The organism is Bacillus sp. FSL W7-1582 (genome assembly GCF_038593325.1).
In the GTDB taxonomy this organism is placed as follows: Bacteria; Bacillota; Bacilli; order Bacillales; family Bacillaceae; genus Bacillus; species Bacillus altitudinis.
Map to the genome: position 1 here is coordinate 880,801 of NZ_CP151987.1, position 18,589 is coordinate 899,389.

The following is an 18,589-nucleotide window of genomic DNA, read 5'->3' on the forward strand; positions in this document are numbered from 1 at the left end:
TAGGAGGGCGTTTTTTATTTGTTGTTTAGCTGATTTTTCACACGGAAAAATTACTTCAAATCGTGTTCAAAGGAGATTAACTTTTACTTTATTGATGGTTACCTTATGATTAAACTAAAGGGGCAGGACAATTGAAGATGGATTGGATCAATTGTACATAGGAGGTGTTGTAATGATTACGGTTAAAAATGCTGAAAGTTATCTTAAAGATAGCATCGGTGAAGATACCGATGAGATAAATAAGGTTTGGGAAACATTTAAGGCTTTTTCAAAGGAGGCCGTTGAGGGCGAAGAAGATAAAGAAATTTTATTTCAGTGTGGTGTCTATGATTTTACAGGAGAGGAACTATTTCATCTTGATTTTGTACGTCAGTTTACAATTTATGAAGAAGATGATTATTCTCACATGGAACAACTGCACTGTGAATTTTTATTTAAACCAACAAGCGAGTTAAAAAAGTTAAAGGTAGTAGAAGAATGGTCAATGGATTATGACGATATAGATTATTTTTTTCATCATATTGAAAGTATTCATGAGTTTAAAATTCCTTTGACTTTAAAGCCGATAAAATCAGCAATATATCAAGAAGAACTTTAATTCTTATTTCATTAACAGGTGCTTTACTTTAAGAGGGTATACCTTGCCTTTTTGGAATCATTTATCACGGAGTGTCGGTTCGACTCCGGCCACCGGTATCTATTAAAAGTTTGGTTTTTACCGTGAACCCAACGTTTCACCCTCGTGGTGAAACGTTATTTTGTGGTTTAAATGAGTTATTTAGATGAAAATAGAATCCTATTAGAACAGAATGAGCATGTACTACTTTTAACAGAATAAACTTTAGATGATTTGCAACATTTGGTACGATACATTTAACCATATAAGGAAACAGAATGGATTGGCGCATTCACATAAAACAGTGAATTACCTTTGTGTAACTAAATGAATATTTGTGGGTACATGCACATCTTTAGCTGGCATCATCATTGTGACCCAGTTTGGGGGAGAATTTATGAAAAAACAAAATGATCATGAAGAGTTATTGACAGGTGGAAATGTCTCCAACGTATATCGTTCGGGAGATACGGTTCGCAGAGAGGGAAAGTCAGACAATATGAATATACAAAAGCTGCTAAAGCATTTAGAAAAAAAGAATTTCTCCTATGCTCCAACGTTTTTAGGGGTTGATGAAAAAGGTAGAGAGATCTTGTCCTTCATTGAAGGTGTGGCCGGTTATGATCCCTTAAAAGAATACATGTGCTCTCACAATGCTTTAAAAGAAATAGCGAAAATGCTTAGACTGTATCATGATGCTGTTTGTGATTTTCCCATTTCAGACGATTGGGAACGAATGGACAATACGCCTAACAACATAGAGGTTGTGTGCCATAATGATTTTGCGATGTACAATATTATTTTCAAAAATAAAAAGCCAGTGGGAATCATTGATTTTGATGTAGCTGCCCCTGGTCCAAGGCTTTGGGATATTGCATATACTCTCTATACTTGTGTCCCTCTCAGTAGGTTTTTTCGTACTGAAACAGGGGAGGTCGTAAATTATCATACATTAGAGCATGCAGCCCATATAAAGTATAGAGTCAAACTGTTTTTTGAAGCTTATGGTGAGGAAATACCAGAAGATTATGTGGACATGGTGTTACTGCGTTTAGAAGGTCTATGTCAATACATGAAGCGAAAAGCGAGTGAAGGGGATAGAGCTTTTCAAAAAATGATTCATGAGGGGCACCTTGAACATTATCAAAAAGACATACAATTCATTCATGAACACAGAAAAGAATGGATTTGAGGATGCCAAGGGTTTTATAAAAGAAAAAGGACAACTCATCTTTTTACTAGTTTCATGTGGATGTTACAATTGGTTATAATAGTTCAATAGAATGAATGTAAAGAGGCGGAGTTGTTATCTTGCAAACGAAGACGATACTACAGACTATTATTGAAGATGAGCGATCACATGATTATCCGCTTTTTAGACAGTACTGTGTCAGGAAAGAACAGGGTCTGCGTAAAGATGCGTTAAAGGTTCTTCAGTCTTTTGTTGAAGAGATGAATAAGAACGAATTTACAGCACGGCGTTCATTTGTTGCTTGGCTGTTTGATTACATTGAACGTTTTGAGGATGGTCATCATTTGCTTGTGTATCCATTGGTAAATGGGGTGATCCGCCCTGTTCTTCAAGAGTGGGAAAATATTGATCCAATGGATGTGAGACCGTATCGCTGGCAAGGCTTGTTTGTGCATCAGGGGGAAGGGCTGCCCTATTTATTGAAGGCACTAGAGCTGGGAGGCAGCAAAGAGCAGCGAGTGATTGTTCAAATTTGCGAAACCTATTTCTCGGCTTTGTGGTATTCGTTTCATCATATACATGAAGATCTTTATTTAAGCACCTATGAGAAAGATCATGAGCGAATTCAAGGGATTCAAGATGTCATGAAACTGATCGAAGATAAAAAGGTTCAAACCAATGTTGAAAAACTAGCAGTCTACTATAACCAGCTTTTATCGGACTGGAAGGAATTTCAGCAGACGGAGACAAGAGGCTTTGTGAAATGGTGTGCGGATCGTAATAAGCCCTATGAGTGGGTACAGACATTTTACTATCACCGATAGTTGTTTTTCATAAGAAAAAGGCTGGGGTCAACCCTGCCTTTTTTATTTATGCCATATTCTTTCTATTTCTACATGGTCTGCTTTAAAATATTTCAGGATGTAGACATCTGGATTGCTTAGTTGTTCCCACTCCTTGAATCCAATTGCGGGATCGGCGTATTTTAGAAGCAGGCTCATAATATTGCCATGAGTGGCGAATAAAGTATGATCTCTTCCTAATTTTATTTGTTCATAGAGTGCCTCTACAATACGATTCATCGCTTCTTGGCTCGACTCTCCGCCTTCACAGGTCATATGCATGTCCGAAAAACTGAGCTTTAGTTTTTCATACCAATCTTCCATTGGTTTTCTGCTTAACTTACGTTCAGAGAGACGCTTATCAATTTGTACCTTGATCTGTTTGGCATGAGCAAGGGGCTCAGCGGTTTGGATCGCTCGTTTATAAGGACTTGAGATGATCTGATTGAGCTGAATGCCGGAAAAAAGCTGTGCGAGTTCATGCGATTGTGTGATGCCTTGAGTCGTTAAAGACGCATCCTCGGATTGTCCATCTGCTTGACAGTGTCTGACGAAATAATATGTCTTCATAGGGTGTACACCTTCCTCTAAGTATAAAAAAATCATCCAATATTGGATGAGGGTTCACGAAAGTTTAGGTTCTATTTGTTCGTGTCTGCTTCTTTGTATGGATCTATGAGTTTGGAGGTTAGGTCTAAGTTGAACAAAAAATCATCTATGGTGTCTGTGCCAAAGGGAAGGGTGGAAAAATTAATTGGGATGCTGTCTTCTTGCGTATCTGAAGTAATCGGCTGTTTGTGCTGCTTTTTTCTCCAGTTCTTAAACAAGCGCATGTGAGGCCCCCTTTTCTAAAAAAAGATGGATTTATACATAATATACGGGGAGAGTTGTCCGAGCGTCAATTGTTTTCTTCAAAAGGATTTATTACATTTGTACGGAAAGAGCCACAGCTAAGTGCGGATCTTTCCGTGTTTTGACGTGGCACGGTGTATGGCTTGTTGTACCTTTCGTTCGCATCTGATGTTGTATGGCTTCTTATGGAGTTTACTCGTCTTAAATTGACCAATTACACGGCGGACTCCTTGATCATAAATGATCAGCTCTCTGTTCGTTTGATCATTTAATAACGCTTGAAACCAGCTGTGTTTTTTTAGCTGTGCTGCATTCCGTGATATATCTTCTTCATCTACCTGTAGAAAAGGGATATACAGAGCAAGATTGAAGATGTCTAAAATGAATCCCATATCACTAGCCCCCTTCATATCGTTTATTACGTTTAGAAAGGGGAATGGTTCCTTTCAATTGGTTTTAAAAACAATCCCAGTGCATGAACCATTCTTTATTGTCTTTGTCGTAATAGAAATACATCGTGCCGTTATCACCAATCATGAACCGAGGTTTTTCTTCTGAGGCGATTTGTAGCATGAATTCTCCTGACATCTGGTGGGGAGGAGATTGGATGTAAGCTCCGTATCCACCGATTTTTGTGAACGAGTAATTTGAGTAATGCTCGAAGAAATGATCTGTCGCTTCTTCACTTTCATTAACCTCTGATAAGTCAACGTATGACCAAGCTTCCTCCCAGCATGGATAATCCGGTTGTTCCCCTTCGAGCCACTCTATCTGGAAAGGTTTCATTCCTTTCACTTCTTCAGGGGTCTCAGCGATTTCTAATCCTTCCATTGATGAATATTCAATGAGTTTCCAGCCCTCACCGTTTTTGGCGATATCGATCGGAAGGGTTTTCTTGTTGATGAAAATTTGAATCAACTTACATTCATCAAAGCCGTTCATTCCCCCTGGTACTTCGGGTAAATACATTTGTAAAATGGGGATCATAGCTCCATCTTGATCTGCCGGCCACCCTTTATCACGTTGGATGAAAAAATGACCAGCAAACCAGCTGTACTTAGATGGATCAGGGCGAAACCCGCCTATTTTGGCTACAATAGGTGTTTTTCCTAGTTGATTTAATTCGTCAAAAGCTTTGATCTTCATTTATCCATCCCCCATTCTTTAGCCAGCAATGTGTGCATCTTGGAACGTTCCATTCATATTGCCAGAGACAATGATGACATGTCCCCAAAATAAATCTCCGTCATGATAGTAGGCTTCGAATTCTCCATTTGGATAAGCATGGAGGCTTTCAAGTGAGATGCGGCTGATAAATTGATCCGGTGTGATCTCTTTTGAATTTTCAGCGGAGTCGTCTTGTTCCTGCCAATCTTTTGCTAGTTCAATCAGCTGATTTGCTGCATATGACTTCATGGAGGCATCCCATGTCGTCTGCTCTTCTACGAGTTGTCTAGCCGTTTTCAGAGAGTCATTCATTTCTTCCTCTTCTTCAAGATTGAAGTAAAGAAGGCACTCCTCATTGCCCCACTGGATGGTTGTTTCAAATAAGTCTAGTCCTTTCACTAATTCAAAGGTACCCAGCTTGTCATCGTGGTAAAAGATAGGTTGTTGAGCTTCTTCTAATATTTCTTGAAGTTCCTTATCTTCAGTATCTGTATCAACAAGTGAAACGAGCATAAATTCACCTTCACCTTTACGTACTTGAAGTGTGACGATAGATTCTTTATGTAATTGCGCTTGTTTTTCCCGTAATCCCTTTTCATCTGTTAACCAGCACAGTCTCACTTTTTCGGTTATGATGCGGTCTTTTTCCTTCCATGCAATGAGTGGGATTGAAGCAGTCCAAAGAGTTTCTTTTCCTGCTTTTCCTGCGCCGACTCCAGAAGGTCCTGTAACAGCCATGATGTCTATCACTTCTTCTGAGAATCTTTGTTCAAATATGTTGATTTGTTTGTTTGATTTCATAGGATGTCCCCCAGCTTGATTTATTTGATGGAGCTATACCTTTATCACACCGTACATTGGCAGGGGAAATCAAGCTTTTTTTGCTTAAAACTGTTTTTTAGGTTTGTGGTAGCAGAGAGGATACATGGATTGCTGGAGGTTGAGTCACAATAAAAAAGCAAATTGGTTCGGATTTTGTATAAATTTGGCTAAGTGAGTCAAAAAGCCTAGGTGATTCTTCCTTTTCTTTATAATTACTTTGACACGATTAGATGAAAAAAGTAAAGTAGTACTGAGTGATTTACAAAACCTTCATCATTCTCTGAAACATGAAGCGGCAGTAAATTTAATGTAAATGGATATTTTTCCTTTTATTTACTCGTATTTTTTTTGAAACTTATGATGCTTCTTATTCGTTATATTAAAGGAGCACATGTAACCTGCGGAGAAAAGAGCATCGGAATGCTTGGTGCAGAAGATTTACATTTGCAAAATCAATGTAAATTTTTTATGATTTCATTTATATCAGATCGAAAATAAGAAAGAAGAGGTTTTATGAAAAAAATATTTGCGAACAAATATAGCTTTTTTGTTTTGGCTGTCCTTTTATTTTGGGCAAAATCGTACACAGCCTACAAAATGGACTTTAATTTAGGAGTGAAGGGATCTTTTCAAGAGGGTCTTCTCTTATTAAATCCATTCAGTTCAGCCATCGTGTTTTTAGGACTTGCTCTCTTTTTGAAGGGGCGTAAATCGGCCATTGTTTTAATTGTCATTGATTTTATTATGACCGCACTTTTATATGCGAATGTAGCGTACTATCGTTTCTTTGATGATTTTTTAACATTCCCGACAATGAAACAAGCCGGTAATCTTGGGGGAGGTATGACTGGCGGTGTGTTAGCAAGTATTAAGCCGCATGACCTTTTGTACTTCCTTGATATCATCATTTTAATTGCCATTGTCATTTGGAGACCAGAAGTGAAGAAGTTCCAAATGAAAAAAACTTTCGCACTGCTGATTGTGGCTGCAGGTGTTGGACTGTTCTTCGTTAACCTACACTTAGCTGAAAAAGATCGTCCAGAATTATTGACGAGAACATTTGATCATAAGTACATTGTGAAATATTTAGGTGTTTATAACTATGCGATTTATGACGGCGTGCAAACCGCACAAAATGCAACGCAGGTAGCAAATGCGAGTAGTGATGATTTAACGGATGTCGTGAACTATACGACTTCTCACTATGCGAAACCAAATGCAGAATACTTTGGTCAAGCTAAAGGGAAAAACATCATCAAAATCCATTTAGAAAGCTTCCAGTCATTTTTAATTGACTACAAGTTAAATGGAGAAGAAGTGACGCCGTTTTTAAACAAACTAGCTCATGGAAAAGAAGATTTTACGTATTTTGATAACTTCTTCCACCAGACTGGTCAAGGGAAGACTTCTGATGCTGAGCTGATGATGGATAATAGTATGTTTGGCTTACCAGAGGGTGCAGCGTTTGTGACAAAAGGTGAAAATACCTTCCAATCACTTCCTGCCATCTTAGATCAAAAAGCAGGCTATACGAGTGCAGTGCTTCACGGGGATTATAAATCTTTCTGGAACCGTGACACGATTTATAAACATATGGGAATTGATCAATTCTTCGATGCATCTTATTACAACATGGATGAAGAAAACCTTGTAAACATGGGTCTGAAGGATAAACCATTCTTTAAAGAATCAATTCCAATGTTAGAATCAATGAAAAAGCCATTTTATGCACACTTAATGACATTGACCAACCATTATCCATTTAATTTAGATGAGAAAGATGCGACAATCGCTAAGGCAACAACTGGCGATAAAACAGTGGATAATTATTTCCAAACAGCGAGATACTTGGATGAGTCATTAGAACAATTCTTTAAGGACTTGAAAAAATCGGGTCTGTATAAAGACTCATTGATTCTATTATATGGTGATCATAACGGTATTTCTGAGAACCATAACCGTGCAATGAGTGAGATTCAAGGGAAAGAAATTACGCCATATCAAAATGCTCAAAATCAGCGTGTACCGCTCATGATTCGGATCCCTGGGAAACAAGGCGGCGTGAATCATACGTATGGCGGTGAAGTAGACGTGATGCCAACGCTTCTTCACTTACAAGGTATTGATTCAAATGAGTACGTGAATTTTGGAACAGATTTATTCTCTAAGAAGCATGATCAAACTGTTGCATTCCGTAACGGAAACTATGTGACACCAAAATATACCCTTGTAGATAATACGGTCTACGATACAAAAACGGGTAAAGTGGTGAAACAAAACAAAAAGACAGAAACGATTAAAGCCCGTGTTGATAATCAGTTAAGCCTGTCAGATAAAGTACTGTACAGGGATCTTCTTCGATTCCATAAGCTATCTGATTTTAAACCAGTGAATCCATCTGATTATTTCTATGGTAAAACAAACAAAGAGACAGAAGCGGATTCTTCTGCTAACTAACTGAGTTTTGGGCAAGCACAGAAAGGTGCTTGCCTTTTTCTCTCTTACAGCTTGATTTGTTGGCAAAATATGTTTATATTTAGGGAGAAACAAGCGTGGCGTCAGCGATCAGCTGGCGATAACTCATTTTGTCCTAGGGGATTTCAGGAGGAGCTTATGACAACAAATACAAAAACACAAAAAAAGAAATCAGAATTATGGGGCTGGATTAAAGCCATCTTAATCGCATTTATTGCTGTTTTTATCATTCGTAACTTTTTATTCGCACCGTATATTGTAAAGGGGACTTCTATGGAACCGACACTGCATGATACAGAGCGGGTGTTTGTGAATAAAACAGTCGATTACTTCGGCGATTATAAACGCGGACAAATCATTGTTCTTGATGGGGAAGAGCGCAGTACTCACTATGTGAAACGATTGATTGGTTTACCTGGTGATAAAATCGAAATGAAAAATGATCAGCTATATGTAAACGGTCAAAAAGTGGCAGAGCCTTATTTAGCATCAAACAAAAAGAAAGCTGCCGCAGATGGCACCTTGCTGACACCTGATTTTGGTCCTCTTACAGTCCCTAAAGGAAAGTACTTTGTCATGGGTGACAACCGCCAAAACTCAATGGACAGTCGCAACGGTTTAGGTCTTTTTACAAAGAGTGATATTCAAGGGACAACATCATTCGTGTTTTATCCCTTCCAAGATATTCGATTAATCAATCACTAATCAATAAGAAAAAGCACACGCCGGTGTGCTTTTTTTGTTTGGTTAAGACTGGCTTTTTGAAATCGCCTGTTCTAGATCTGCCAGAATATCTTCAATCGCTTCTGTTCCAACAGATAAACGAATAAGTTCTGGTGTTACCCCTGTGGCTTTTTGCTCTGCTTCACTTAATTGCTGATGCGTTGTGCTGGCAGGGTGGATGATGAGTGACTTAGAGTCGCCTACGTTTGCAAGATGTGAGAAAAGCTGAACCGAATCAATGAGTTTTTTTCCTGCGTCTTTGCCACCTTTAATGCCGAATGTGAGGATGGCGCCTTGTCCTTTTGGTAAATAAGTTTGAGCCAGTTCGAAGGATTCATGACCTTCAAGACCTGGATAGCTGACCCATTCTACAAGAGGATGATCTTGTAAAAATTGTGCTGTCTTCAATGCATTTTCACTGTGGCGTTCAAGGCGAAGATGCAATGTTTCTAAGCCTTGCAAGAGTAAAAATGAGTTGAATGGTGATAAAGCCGCCCCTAGATCACGTAAGAGCTGTACACGTGCCTTTGTGATATAAGCCGCTTCGCCAATCGCTTCCGTATACGTCAGGCCATGATAGCTAGGGTCTGGTTCCGTCAGGCCTTTGAACTTATCACTATCACTCCAAGGAAACTTGCCGCTGTCGACGATGACTCCGCCAATGGATGTGCCATGGCCGCCGATGAATTTCGTCGCTGAATGGACAACAATGTCTGCACCAAATTCAATCGGTCTTAACAAATAAGGGCTGGCAAGTGTGTTATCCACAATTAGAGGGATATGGTGCTTGTGTGCAATGGCTGATACGGCTTCAATATGTAAAATGTCGCCTTTTGGATTTCCGATGCTCTCTGCATACACTGCTTTTGTTTTATCTGTAATGGCTGCTTCAAGTTCTTCAAGGTTTGAGGAATCCACAAACTTTACTGTTATTCCAAGCTTTTTCAAGGTATGAGCAAATAAATTATATGTGCCGCCATACAGACTGCTGGAGGATACGATTTCGTCACCAGCTCCTGCAATGTTTAAAATGGAGTAAGTGGTCGCTGCTTGTCCTGAGGAGACAGCAAGTGCACCAATTCCACCTTCAAGCTCAGCGATCCGTTTTTCAAACACATCATTTGTCGGGTTCATAATACGTGAATAAATATTACCGGGTTCCTGAAGTCCGAATAAATTCGCCGCATGCTCACTATCTCTAAAACCGAAAGAGCTTGTTTGGTAAATAGGTACAGCTCTTGAATAGGTGGCTGAATCCAGTTCTTGACCTGCGTGTATTGCTTTTGTTTCTAAACGAAATTGAAGTTCTTCTGACATGTGTGTATCCTCCTTTTGTTAGATAAAACCAACTACTTTAATAAGAAATATTTAATAAGACTATAAATCTTGTTTACTGCCCGGTCAATCATTTTTTAGATAAATCTGAAAAAACAATAAATATAGTTGACATGTCGGAATAGTATGTATTAACATAAGCATACTGAAAATACCAACAAGAATCGCTGATCGGTCAACCGAAGGCTCGTTCACTCAAGCATGAGTGAAGGGCCTTTTTTTATTTTAATCAGGAGGGAAGTTGAAGATGGAGAAAAAGAAAAAACGAAAAAAATACAGAAAACATTTGGATATCACATTAGACATTTTGATTGAGCGAAACAAATATGAGATTTACAGCAATCAAGAACGAATAGAAGCCATTTACGATCGTATTGATGAAAAGCATACAAGGTCGAAATAACTATTTTATAAAATACAGTTGATTTATAGGAATAATATGATTTAGGATGGTGCTAACAACTCAATATGAATAGCTGATCGGACAACACGAAGGCTCTTATCTCTATTTTTGGGATAAGGGCCTTTCTGTGTATCTATCTGATGACAAGAGGAGTGAACTTGCATTGACTATTTCCGTTGATATTGTGGATAAGTCTTTTTGGAAAGACAAACAAACCATTCAAGTGCTTGAAAACGTAAGGTTCACCATCGTTCCTGGTGAATTCGTGACGGTGATTGGTCCGAGCGGTTGCGGGAAAAGTACATTGATGAAGATGATTGGAGGGCTTGATACAGATTATGATGGGCAGATCGTGATAGGAGAAAGGCGTGTGGTAGAACCAGGAATGAAACAGGGCTTTATCTTTCAAGAGCATCGCTTGTTTCCATGGCTGACGGTCGAAGAAAATATCGCTGCCAATTTCAATTTAAAACAGGTGGCTGTTCGCCGCAAAGTGGATGAATTAATTGAAATTGTTCGGTTAAAAGGTTTTGAACACGCCTATCCACATGAGCTTTCAGGCGGGATGTCACAACGTGTTGCTATTGCAAGAGCACTCCTGCGTGATCCGGAGATTTTATTGCTTGATGAACCTTTTGGTGCGCTAGATGCATTTACACGGAAACACTTACAGGATGTGCTGCTGGATATTTGGCAGGAGAAAAGAACAACGATGGTGCTTGTCACTCATGATATTGACGAATCCATTTATTTAGCCAATGAAATTGTGCTGTTACAAGCAAGACCCGGCCGAATTCATAAAATCCTTCCCGTGAACTTACCATTCCCGAGGAATAGAACGTCAACAGCTTTTCAGAGCTTAAGACAAAAGGTGCTTTCAGAATTTGAGAAAACAGATGAGCTGTTACTGACGAATGGCTCAGGAATTTAAGGAGGTCAAATCGAATGAAAAGGCAAAAAAGGATCGTTCTCTTTCTGGGTATCCTCCTTGTATTAGCTGGGTGTGGTCAAGCAGCGAATGGATCAGAAGACAAGCCGAAAGAGGTTCGGATTGGGATTCAGCAAAGTCTAAGCCCACTTCTTTTAGCAAAGGAAAAAGGGTGGTTTGAGCAATCATTTGAAAAAGAAGGTATGAAAGTCAAGTGGGTGGAGTTCCAAAGTGGTCCTCCCCAATTCGAAGGGCTCGCCGCCAATCAATTAGATTTTTCACAGGTTGGTAATTCACCTGTTATAGCTGGTCAGGCAGCAGGTATTGATTTTAAGGAAATTGGTTTATCTCAGGATGGGTTAAAGGCGAATGGGATTTTAGTGAATAAGAACAGTGAGATTCAAAAAGTAGAAGATTTAAAAGGGAAAAAAATCGCCGTTGCCAAAGGAAGCAGTGGTTTTGACTTTTTATACAAAGTATTAGATCAGGCTGGTTTATCTGCAAAGGATGTTCAGATCATTCAGCTTCAGCCGGATGAGGCAATATCTGCGTTTGAAAATGGATCAGTTGATGCTTGGTCGATCTGGGAGCCGTTCTTATCACTTGAAACGATAGAAAAGGGAGCAAAGCTACTGGTTAATGGAGAAGCGACCGATTTATATTCACCTGGATTCACACTTGTCAGAACCAAGTTTGCCGATGAGTACCCTGAACTAGTGGTGCAATTTTTAAAAGTATATGACAAAGCGGTGAAATGGCAGAAAGACCATCAACAGGAAGCCATTACACTTTATGCTCGTTTGAAACAATTAGATCAGAAGGTGGTGACACAAGTATTAAACAATACAGAGCCGCTCAATGAGCCCATTTCTAAGAAGATCATAAACGCCCAGCAGCATACAGCTGATTTTCAATATCAAACAAAGGCGATTCAGCGGAAGATTGATGTCAATCAGGTGGTAGATAATTCGTTTATTGAAAAAATGCTGAAAGAGGAGAAGAGTTGATGAAAGCTGCATCTAACCCAGCCCTTGTGACTAAAACTGAGCGAATGAAGAAAAAAAGGAGAAAAGCTTCATCCTTCATCATGTTAAAAGGACTTGTATTACCTGCTTTACTCATTGCGATTTGGCAGGGAGCTGCTGCTTCCCAAATCGTTTCTTCTACTGTACTACCTGCACCCACTGTCATTGCGGAATCTTTTCGTGAGTTGATTCGTTCCGGTGAGCTGTTTGGCCATCTTTACATCAGTCTCTACAGAGCAATATGCGGGTTTTTACTTGGGGGAGGTTTAGGACTTGCGATGGGTCTGTGTGTCGGTTTTTCTAGGAAAACCGAGCAGTATGTAGATCCGACCTTGCAAATGCTGAGAACAGTTCCTCATTTAGCGGTGACTCCTTTATTTATTCTTTGGTTTGGTTTTGATGAATCAGCGAAAATTTTATTGATTGCACTTGGGGCTTTTTTTCCGATCTATATCAATACTTTTCTAGGAATTCGCAGTGTAGATAACAAGCTGTTCGATGTGGCTCGCGCTTTAGAGTTTAATCTGTATCAAAATATCACAAAGCTCATTTTACCTGCTGCCCTTCCTCATATTCTTCTGGGCGTGAGGCTTTCATTAGGCATTGCCTGGCTTGGTTTAGTGGTGGCTGAATTGATGGGGTCGAGTAGTGGAGTTGGCTACATGATTATGGATGCAAGACAATTCTCGCAAACGGATAAAGTGTTTGTAGGGATTATCATCTTTGCGGTAGTTGGTAAGATGACTGATTCATTTGTACGGCTGTTAGAAAAGCGACTGCTCAAATGGCGCACAAGTTATCAAGGTGAAAAATAACAGGAGGCGATATGATGAATATTCTATGGTTTATTCCAACGCATGGGGATGGGCGTTATTTAGGATCATCGAAAGGGGCAAGACAGGCAGACTATCCGTATTTTAAACAAATTGCTCAAGCTGCCGATCAGCTTGGGTACACAGGGGTCTTGCTGCCTACTGGTAGATCTTGTGAAGATCCATGGCTGACAGCGGCCGCTTTAGCTGCAGAAACAACTCATTTAAAGTTTCTTGTGGCTCTTCGGCCAGGGTTGATGCAGCCGTCTGTTGCTGCTAGAATGACCTCCACATTTGATCGGCTTTCAGGCGGGAGACTGCTGATCAATGTTGTAGCGGGAGGAAGTAAAGAAGAACTTGAAGGAGACGGGCTATTCATTTCTCATGATGAACGCTATGAGGCAACAGAAGAATTTTTGACCATCTGGAAGCGGTTATTGAAAGGAGAGAATGTTCAGTTTCAAGGGAAGCATCTGCAAGCACAAAATGGACGTCTGCTATTTCCACCAGCTCAAACACCACATCCACCCGTTTTTTTTGGAGGATCATCAGAAGCAGGCATTCAAGCCGCTGCAAAACATACAGATGTTTATTTAACTTGGGGCGAGCCGCCTGCACAAGTAAAAGAGAAAATCGCACAAGTGAAAAAGCAGGCTGAAAAGGAAGGAAGAACGGTGAGGTTTGGTATTCGACTTCATGTGATCGTGAGAGAAACGGAAGATGAAGCTTGGCAGGCAGCGGAACATCTGATTCGTCATTTAGATCAAGAGACTATTGATGAGGCGCAAAAGACTTTACAAGGGATGGACTCAGTAGGGCAAAAACGAATGGTTGAATTACATCAAGGGAATAAAGAGAAGCTTGAAATTAGCCCTAATCTTTGGGCAGGCATTGGCTTAGTTAGAGGCGGGGCAGGAACAGCGCTCGTCGGGGACCCGCATACAGTAGCAGAACGTATAATAGAATATCAGTCTCTAGGTATTGATACATTTATCTTTTCTGGTTATCCGCACTTAGAAGAATCTTATTATTTAGCAGAACTTGTTTTCCCGCTTCTCCCATTTAAAAGAAATGGTGATGCAGGACCACACGTTCCTGCTGGTGAAATTATTGGGAACAATTACTTTCCTGATACAGCCTCTGCTGCAAGTTCCTCATAAATGAAAGCAAAGCAGTCATACTTGTGTCGGGCTGCTTTGCTTTTTTTATAGAAAGAGATGCAAGTAAAATGATATGTGCTGTGGAAGAAGGCAAGGGCTTTTTTCCCAACAGAATTTCTTGTATATACATATTTTAAGAGACAAGAGAAGAAGGAAAATATGCTCACTCTTTTGTCGGAATTATCAGTTAATATGTCGTATTTGATGTGATAACAACATATAATTAGGACTTTTATATCTGATATATCGGGGGAATTCTTTCTATCTCAAAAAAATGAAAGATTAAATAGAAGAGATGATGAAAATGAACTATTTGAAAAAAGGCAGAAAAAAGATGGATTTATTGCCAATATTTGGGTCTTGTGGTTCTTATGTTGTGGTGAAAAATAGTAAAAAAGGGATAATTTATACAGTTGAACATGAACAATTGAATAAAAAGTCACATTTTACACGAAAATATGTTCGGTCAAAAATGGGATCTTCTGTTGATGTTTGGAGTGTGACGCCTATGATACGATCATCATAAGCTGGGAGGTGAAAAGTATGACTTATGCAGCGCCGCAAGTTGACTATTCCACTATGGAACCTGCTATTATGGACCAAGCTTGGTTCTTAGTATTTGTTGCTGTCCTTCTTGGATTGGGAGCAACAGTTGTTCTAGGAGCAGCAGTTTGGTGTTTAGCAAACGGCAAGGGTAGCTTTACAGGAGCCGTTCAGTGGGAAAGTGGCTTAAAAGTCCAAATTGAATGTAAGTAGCTATACTTAGGATTCATCTTTTTACTTCTTAGATAAGACACCAGGGCTAAACCGTCTGTGGCGGGCGGTTTAGCCTGATCTGTTTTTAAAGAATATGCAGACACTTGGAGGTTATATGTTTACGATCGAGAATTTAACCAAGACGTATAAAAATAACGTGACTGCTGTCAATGATTTTCATTTAAAAATTGCCCCTCATCAAATCGTTGCTGTGGCTGGACCAAATGGATCCGGTAAAACAACGATGATTAACTGTGTACTCGGCATCATTAAGCATACAGAAGGAACCATTCATATCAAGGACGTCACAAATGATGATCCATCGTTTAAAAAACAAGTCGCCTATGTTCCAGATGATCTGCTGCTCCCTGAAGCATTGACTGGTGCTGAATATTTAGATTTTGTTTCTTCTATGTATGAATGTAAAACAATTCAAAGAAGAAATCAACTAATTGAATTGTTTGATATGGAATCAGCTTTATCAAGACCGATTGAAACCTATTCCCATGGAATGAAAAAAAAGACACAGCTGATTGCTGCCTTTATGCTTGAGAGTCAATTAGTGATCATGGATGAGCCCTTTAGAGGACTTGATATTGAAGCGGTTATAAACACAAAGAAACTGATGAAACGTTATGCCGAGCACCATGGTGCAATCTTGCTTTCAACGCATGATATGCTTTCAGCGGAAGAGCTGTGCCACAAGATCGCCATTATTTCTAAAGGAAATAAAATGGATGAAGGGACGGTTTCAGCCTTAAAAGAAAAGTATCAATCAAGCACATTGGAACAGGTGTTTCTGAAAGCTTCAATGTTAAGTGATAGGGGTGCACATTTTGATGAAATCATTAATCATTTCTAAAATGATGCTTAAAATGTGGCAGCAGGAGATGTATAAGCTCTTTGATACTCAAACGAAGCGAATCATTGTGGTCTTATTCTTTTTGTTTGCAGTCACAATGGGAGCCATCATCGGATACAGTTTTACGGGTGTCTTTATGAAGGCTTTCTTAAATGGAGATGAACGTTCACTTGGGTTGTTGGTTGTGTCGATGGCAATCAATGCATCCATTTTTACAAGCTTGTTATTTGTGCTGATCAAAGTCAGAACACCTGAACAAGATCGTTTTTCTATGCAGCTCAGCTGGTTTCCGCTGTCTACCTTTCAAAAAAGTCTTGGTTACTTCATTCCGATGGTGACAGTCGTGACAGGGCTTGTTTTATTTTTCATCGGGATTTTGCTTTTACCTAATTTTATTGCACAAGGGATCGGTATTTTCTTTATTCTTACATTCTTTTTGATGGTGCTGTTGCAATCGCTCTTTGTCTTAACACTGCTTCAGCTCATTTACAACGTGACTTATTTACTCGTACTAAAATTAAAATTACCGTTGCAAAAGTTTGCAGCGATATTTGTTTTATTAGCGCTAGTTGTAGCGTATGGAATGACACATTTCGACATCAATCAAATACAGCAATCATATGTACAGTTTGATTATCATTTGATGTATTTTACAGCGCCGTTTTTCTTAGCGGCACAAGGGATGTCTCCTGACGGGGTGAATTATGCGATTTTGGTCCTCTTCATCTTATTATCTGCGGGAGGCGCATTTATTTCTCTTGCTTTAATGCCAATTATGGCTGAGAAAAAAGCGTTAACCTTTCTGCACAAGCTACCATTTTCATCTTCGAAAAAGTGGTCACTCATTGTAAAGGAAATAAAGTCACAAGTGAGAAATGAAGAAAATATTTTAAACTTTCTCATCCTCCTTATTGTCATTTTATTTGTCCGTTATCAGTTTGCCTTCCGCTTTGAAGGAGAAGCTTTTTTTGTCTTATGTGCGCTAGCTGGGTTAACAGCTTTTAATTCATTTGGCAATGACAAACGTATGCTTGGGATGTATAAAACGTTTGGTCTAAGGCCGTGGGAAGTGGCTCTTTATAAGTTTCTCGGACTTTTGCTCGTTGGTGTGATCCAAATTGTTTTATTTATGATCACAACACTGACGCTCCCGGATCAGATATGGATCGTGTTGATTGGCGCTGCTGTCTTGTGTAATGCAACGGCTCTCTTTTATGTGGTAGGTATTTTATTACCCCTTGATCGAAATAATCCTTACACAGGTATTTTCTCGTTTGGAGCGCTTATTTTAATCATGATTCCGATTGTATTTATTGGAAACTATGTGATAGGGGAATCGAGTCAAATGCTTCAGTGGCTGCTTGTGGCAGGATTTGAATGTCTGCTCATCTTTGCCATATATAAAGGTTTTTCATGGAGGTATTCACATGATTCAACTTCTTAACAATAAGCTAAAGATTGAGCGGGTGCCGGCACTTGCGCCATATGTGACTTTACAAAAAAGGCATTTGACTGATACGCAGTACGGAAGCTCACTTCCAATTAACGAAAGTGCATATCATATGTTAACGAAAGTGGATGGTCAAAGGACAGAGGCGAGTATTACGGCAGAACTCGCCGATTTGTTTCAGGTCGATGAGTCTGTGATTGCCCGCGATTTTTATCAATTGATGATGGGGCTGAATCAGCATCACTTGCTGTCGATTCATTATCAATCGCCATATCGGACTGTCACAGCCTTCTGTCAATTTTTTAAGCAGTATCAAGTAAAGATGAAAGAGCGGTTTGACTGCACGGGTCATTCATTTCTTCACATATTGGGTACGGCTCTGCTGATGGTGACGCGCAAAATCATCTTTTTCTGGGTGCTCTTTATGATCATGGCGGGAATCGCCTTTTTATTTATTCCTGATCCATCGATTGTAGCCATTGCCATTTATTTTACGATTATTTATTTCGGGTTAATTACTGGAACTGCCTTGCATGAGGCGGCACATGGGTATGCACATCGGAAGTTCGCCGGCCGGGATGGTCCTCAAGGCTTTTTTGCGAGCGATATGATGTCTGTGAAATTTGTGAGGCCTGTTTTAGATCCGTTTCAGAAAAAACAGGTGTGGATTACACTGCTTGGTCCGCTTTTGCCGGGGCTCATTGGCGCAGCCGGAATCATTGTGACTGTTTTATTTCTAAAAGAAAATCCGATTTCGACAGGGTTTTTCATTTTTTCAATCACGTATTTTATTCAATTGCTCTACCTTCTTCCGTTTATGGGGGATGGTAAGTCTATTATGAAGCAGTTATTGCTTGGTGGAATGGGAGGACAACGATCATGAACGTTCAGGCAATGAAACAAGGTGCAATTGTTGGTAGTTTCCTAGGTTTCTTAGGTTTTCCGATGTTGACCATTGGTGTTCTGTTCTATCACTTATTTCAATCAAAAACAAATAATGAATTATTATTTAACAGTCTTGCTTTTGAGATGGAAGGTTCGTCTGCATTTACGTTCCAAATCAAACCAAACTTTTTTATTTATATGGTTGTCATTTTTGCTGTCAGTTTTCTCATTGTGGCATTCCTATCAGCCATGAAACAGAAAAAAGCGAAAGATTAGGAGAATTC

General features: G+C 39.5%; 21 protein-coding genes. 15 read left to right on the plus strand and 6 right to left on the minus strand.

Annotation, left to right across the window (positions count from 1 at the left end; genetic code table 11):
- Positions 1-172 precede the first annotated feature (172 nt).
- The 3 genes from NSQ11_RS04470 to NSQ11_RS04480 all read left to right on the plus strand — a co-directional run bounded on the left by NSQ11_RS04470 (position 173) and on the right by NSQ11_RS04480 (position 2,632).
- On the plus strand, positions 173-598 hold the full coding sequence (locus NSQ11_RS04470) for a hypothetical protein (protein ID WP_019743955.1): 426 nt from the start codon (positions 173-175) through the stop codon (positions 596-598).
- Positions 599-1,013: 415 nt separating this feature from the next.
- Positions 1,014-1,808, plus strand: coding sequence for a phosphotransferase (locus NSQ11_RS04475; protein ID WP_342501283.1), 795 nt, complete (start codon positions 1,014-1,016; stop codon positions 1,806-1,808).
- Positions 1,809-1,927: 119 nt separating this feature from the next.
- Complete coding sequence (locus NSQ11_RS04480; RefSeq protein ID WP_342494586.1) at positions 1,928-2,632, plus strand: hypothetical protein; 705 nt, start codon at positions 1,928-1,930, stop codon at positions 2,630-2,632.
- 42 nt (positions 2,633-2,674) lie between these two features.
- Here the strand turns inward: NSQ11_RS04480 and NSQ11_RS04485 are convergent, their stop codons facing one another.
- From NSQ11_RS04485 to NSQ11_RS04505, 5 genes are all read right to left on the minus strand, one after another.
- The gene (locus tag NSQ11_RS04485; RefSeq protein WP_342494587.1) at positions 2,675-3,220 is read right to left on the minus strand and encodes a histidine phosphatase family protein; all 546 of its coding nucleotides are present in this window, start codon (positions 3,218-3,220) and stop codon (positions 2,675-2,677) included.
- Positions 3,221-3,291: 71 nt separating this feature from the next.
- Positions 3,292-3,483, minus strand: a complete 192-nt coding sequence (locus NSQ11_RS04490) for a hypothetical protein (RefSeq protein WP_024719924.1) — start codon at positions 3,481-3,483, stop codon at positions 3,292-3,294.
- A 117-nt stretch (positions 3,484-3,600) separates the two neighbouring features.
- On the minus strand, positions 3,601-3,894 hold the full coding sequence (locus NSQ11_RS04495; protein ID WP_342494588.1) for a hypothetical protein: 294 nt from the start codon (positions 3,892-3,894) through the stop codon (positions 3,601-3,603).
- Between the two features lie 64 nt (positions 3,895-3,958).
- A complete protein-coding gene (locus NSQ11_RS04500) occupies positions 3,959-4,648 on the minus strand; it encodes a DUF1963 domain-containing protein (RefSeq protein ID WP_148780310.1) in 690 nt (229 codons plus the stop codon).
- Between the two features lie 18 nt (positions 4,649-4,666).
- A complete protein-coding gene (locus NSQ11_RS04505; protein WP_281215836.1) occupies positions 4,667-5,470 on the minus strand; it encodes a DUF2262 domain-containing protein in 804 nt (267 codons plus the stop codon).
- 534 nt (positions 5,471-6,004) lie between these two features.
- On the opposite strand from NSQ11_RS04505, the gene NSQ11_RS04510 reads away from it, so the two are divergent.
- The gene (locus NSQ11_RS04510) at positions 6,005-7,948 is read left to right on the plus strand and encodes an LTA synthase family protein (protein ID WP_342501284.1); all 1,944 of its coding nucleotides are present in this window, start codon (positions 6,005-6,007) and stop codon (positions 7,946-7,948) included.
- A 156-nt stretch (positions 7,949-8,104) separates the two neighbouring features.
- Positions 8,105-8,671, plus strand: a complete 567-nt coding sequence (gene lepB / locus NSQ11_RS04515) for a signal peptidase I (RefSeq protein WP_019743962.1) — start codon at positions 8,105-8,107, stop codon at positions 8,669-8,671.
- A gap of 42 nt (positions 8,672-8,713) precedes the next feature.
- Here the strand turns inward: lepB and NSQ11_RS04520 are convergent, their stop codons facing one another.
- Positions 8,714-10,006 carry a homocysteine synthase gene (locus tag NSQ11_RS04520; protein ID WP_008349114.1) on the minus strand — a complete coding sequence of 431 codons (1,293 nt, stop codon included), beginning with the start codon at positions 10,004-10,006 and terminating at the stop codon, positions 8,714-8,716.
- A gap of 265 nt (positions 10,007-10,271) precedes the next feature.
- Between NSQ11_RS04520 and NSQ11_RS04525 the strand changes: the two genes are divergently transcribed.
- The 10 genes from NSQ11_RS04525 to NSQ11_RS04570 all read left to right on the plus strand — a co-directional run bounded on the left by NSQ11_RS04525 (position 10,272) and on the right by NSQ11_RS04570 (position 18,581).
- Entirely contained in the window at positions 10,272-10,427 is a 156-nt protein-coding gene (locus NSQ11_RS04525) for an FbpB family small basic protein (protein WP_019743964.1), read from the plus strand.
- A gap of 163 nt (positions 10,428-10,590) precedes the next feature.
- Entirely contained in the window at positions 10,591-11,358 is a 768-nt protein-coding gene (locus NSQ11_RS04530; RefSeq protein WP_035392611.1) for an ABC transporter ATP-binding protein, read from the plus strand.
- Positions 11,359-11,372: 14 nt separating this feature from the next.
- A complete protein-coding gene (locus NSQ11_RS04535; protein ID WP_035392610.1) occupies positions 11,373-12,362 on the plus strand; it encodes an aliphatic sulfonate ABC transporter substrate-binding protein in 990 nt (329 codons plus the stop codon).
- A gap of 44 nt (positions 12,363-12,406) precedes the next feature.
- Complete coding sequence (locus NSQ11_RS04540) at positions 12,407-13,195, plus strand: ABC transporter permease (RefSeq protein ID WP_225310416.1); 789 nt, start codon at positions 12,407-12,409, stop codon at positions 13,193-13,195.
- Between the two features lie 14 nt (positions 13,196-13,209).
- Positions 13,210-14,352, plus strand: coding sequence for an FMNH2-dependent alkanesulfonate monooxygenase (gene ssuD, locus NSQ11_RS04545; protein ID WP_017360383.1), 1,143 nt, complete (start codon positions 13,210-13,212; stop codon positions 14,350-14,352).
- A 543-nt stretch (positions 14,353-14,895) separates the two neighbouring features.
- Positions 14,896-15,108, plus strand: a complete 213-nt coding sequence (locus NSQ11_RS04550; RefSeq protein ID WP_003211695.1) for a hypothetical protein — start codon at positions 14,896-14,898, stop codon at positions 15,106-15,108.
- A 115-nt stretch (positions 15,109-15,223) separates the two neighbouring features.
- A complete protein-coding gene (locus tag NSQ11_RS04555; RefSeq protein WP_008349096.1) occupies positions 15,224-15,970 on the plus strand; it encodes an ABC transporter ATP-binding protein in 747 nt (248 codons plus the stop codon).
- Positions 15,948-17,414 (plus strand): hypothetical protein, encoded by a 1,467-nt coding sequence (locus NSQ11_RS04560; RefSeq protein WP_061418478.1) that lies wholly within the window; start codon positions 15,948-15,950, stop codon positions 17,412-17,414. Before NSQ11_RS04555 ends, NSQ11_RS04560 begins: the two co-directional genes overlap by 23 nt.
- A complete protein-coding gene (locus NSQ11_RS04565) occupies positions 17,398-18,303 on the plus strand; it encodes a PqqD family protein (RefSeq protein WP_017366900.1) in 906 nt (301 codons plus the stop codon). The genes NSQ11_RS04560 and NSQ11_RS04565 overlap by 17 nt, the downstream gene beginning before the upstream one ends.
- Complete coding sequence (locus NSQ11_RS04570; protein ID WP_008349089.1) at positions 18,300-18,581, plus strand: hypothetical protein; 282 nt, start codon at positions 18,300-18,302, stop codon at positions 18,579-18,581. The genes NSQ11_RS04565 and NSQ11_RS04570 overlap by 4 nt, the downstream gene beginning before the upstream one ends.
- Positions 18,582-18,589: the final 8 nt, after the last annotated feature.

Coding starts and splice junctions, on each gene's coding strand:
- NSQ11_RS04470 (WP_019743955.1), top strand. CDS start 173: ATGATTACGGTTAAAAATGCTGAAAGTTATCTTAAAGATAGCATCGGT.
- NSQ11_RS04475 (WP_342501283.1), top strand. CDS start 1,014: ATGAAAAAACAAAATGATCATGAAGAGTTATTGACAGGTGGAAATGTC.
- NSQ11_RS04485 (WP_342494587.1), bottom strand. CDS start 3,220: ATGAAGACATATTATTTCGTCAGACACTGTCAAGCAGATGGACAATCC.
- NSQ11_RS04490 (WP_024719924.1), bottom strand. CDS start 3,483: ATGCGCTTGTTTAAGAACTGGAGAAAAAAGCAGCACAAACAGCCGATT.
- NSQ11_RS04495 (WP_342494588.1), bottom strand. CDS start 3,894: ATGGGATTCATTTTAGACATCTTCAATCTTGCTCTGTATATCCCTTTT.
- NSQ11_RS04500 (WP_148780310.1), bottom strand. CDS start 4,648: ATGAAGATCAAAGCTTTTGACGAATTAAATCAACTAGGAAAAACACCT.
- NSQ11_RS04505 (WP_281215836.1), bottom strand. CDS start 5,470: ATGAAATCAAACAAACAAATCAACATATTTGAACAAAGATTCTCAGAA.
- NSQ11_RS04510 (WP_342501284.1), top strand. CDS start 6,005: ATGAAAAAAATATTTGCGAACAAATATAGCTTTTTTGTTTTGGCTGTC.
- lepB (WP_019743962.1), top strand. CDS start 8,105: ATGACAACAAATACAAAAACACAAAAAAAGAAATCAGAATTATGGGGC.
- NSQ11_RS04520 (WP_008349114.1), bottom strand. CDS start 10,006: ATGTCAGAAGAACTTCAATTTCGTTTAGAAACAAAAGCAATACACGCA.
- NSQ11_RS04525 (WP_019743964.1), top strand. CDS start 10,272: ATGGAGAAAAAGAAAAAACGAAAAAAATACAGAAAACATTTGGATATC.
- NSQ11_RS04535 (WP_035392610.1), top strand. CDS start 11,373: ATGAAAAGGCAAAAAAGGATCGTTCTCTTTCTGGGTATCCTCCTTGTA.
- NSQ11_RS04540 (WP_225310416.1), top strand. CDS start 12,407: ATGAAGAAAAAAAGGAGAAAAGCTTCATCCTTCATCATGTTAAAAGGA.
- ssuD (WP_017360383.1), top strand. CDS start 13,210: ATGAATATTCTATGGTTTATTCCAACGCATGGGGATGGGCGTTATTTA.
- NSQ11_RS04550 (WP_003211695.1), top strand. CDS start 14,896: ATGACTTATGCAGCGCCGCAAGTTGACTATTCCACTATGGAACCTGCT.
- NSQ11_RS04555 (WP_008349096.1), top strand. CDS start 15,224: ATGTTTACGATCGAGAATTTAACCAAGACGTATAAAAATAACGTGACT.
- NSQ11_RS04560 (WP_061418478.1), top strand. CDS start 15,948: ATGAAATCATTAATCATTTCTAAAATGATGCTTAAAATGTGGCAGCAG.
- NSQ11_RS04565 (WP_017366900.1), top strand. CDS start 17,398: ATGATTCAACTTCTTAACAATAAGCTAAAGATTGAGCGGGTGCCGGCA.
- NSQ11_RS04570 (WP_008349089.1), top strand. CDS start 18,300: ATGAACGTTCAGGCAATGAAACAAGGTGCAATTGTTGGTAGTTTCCTA.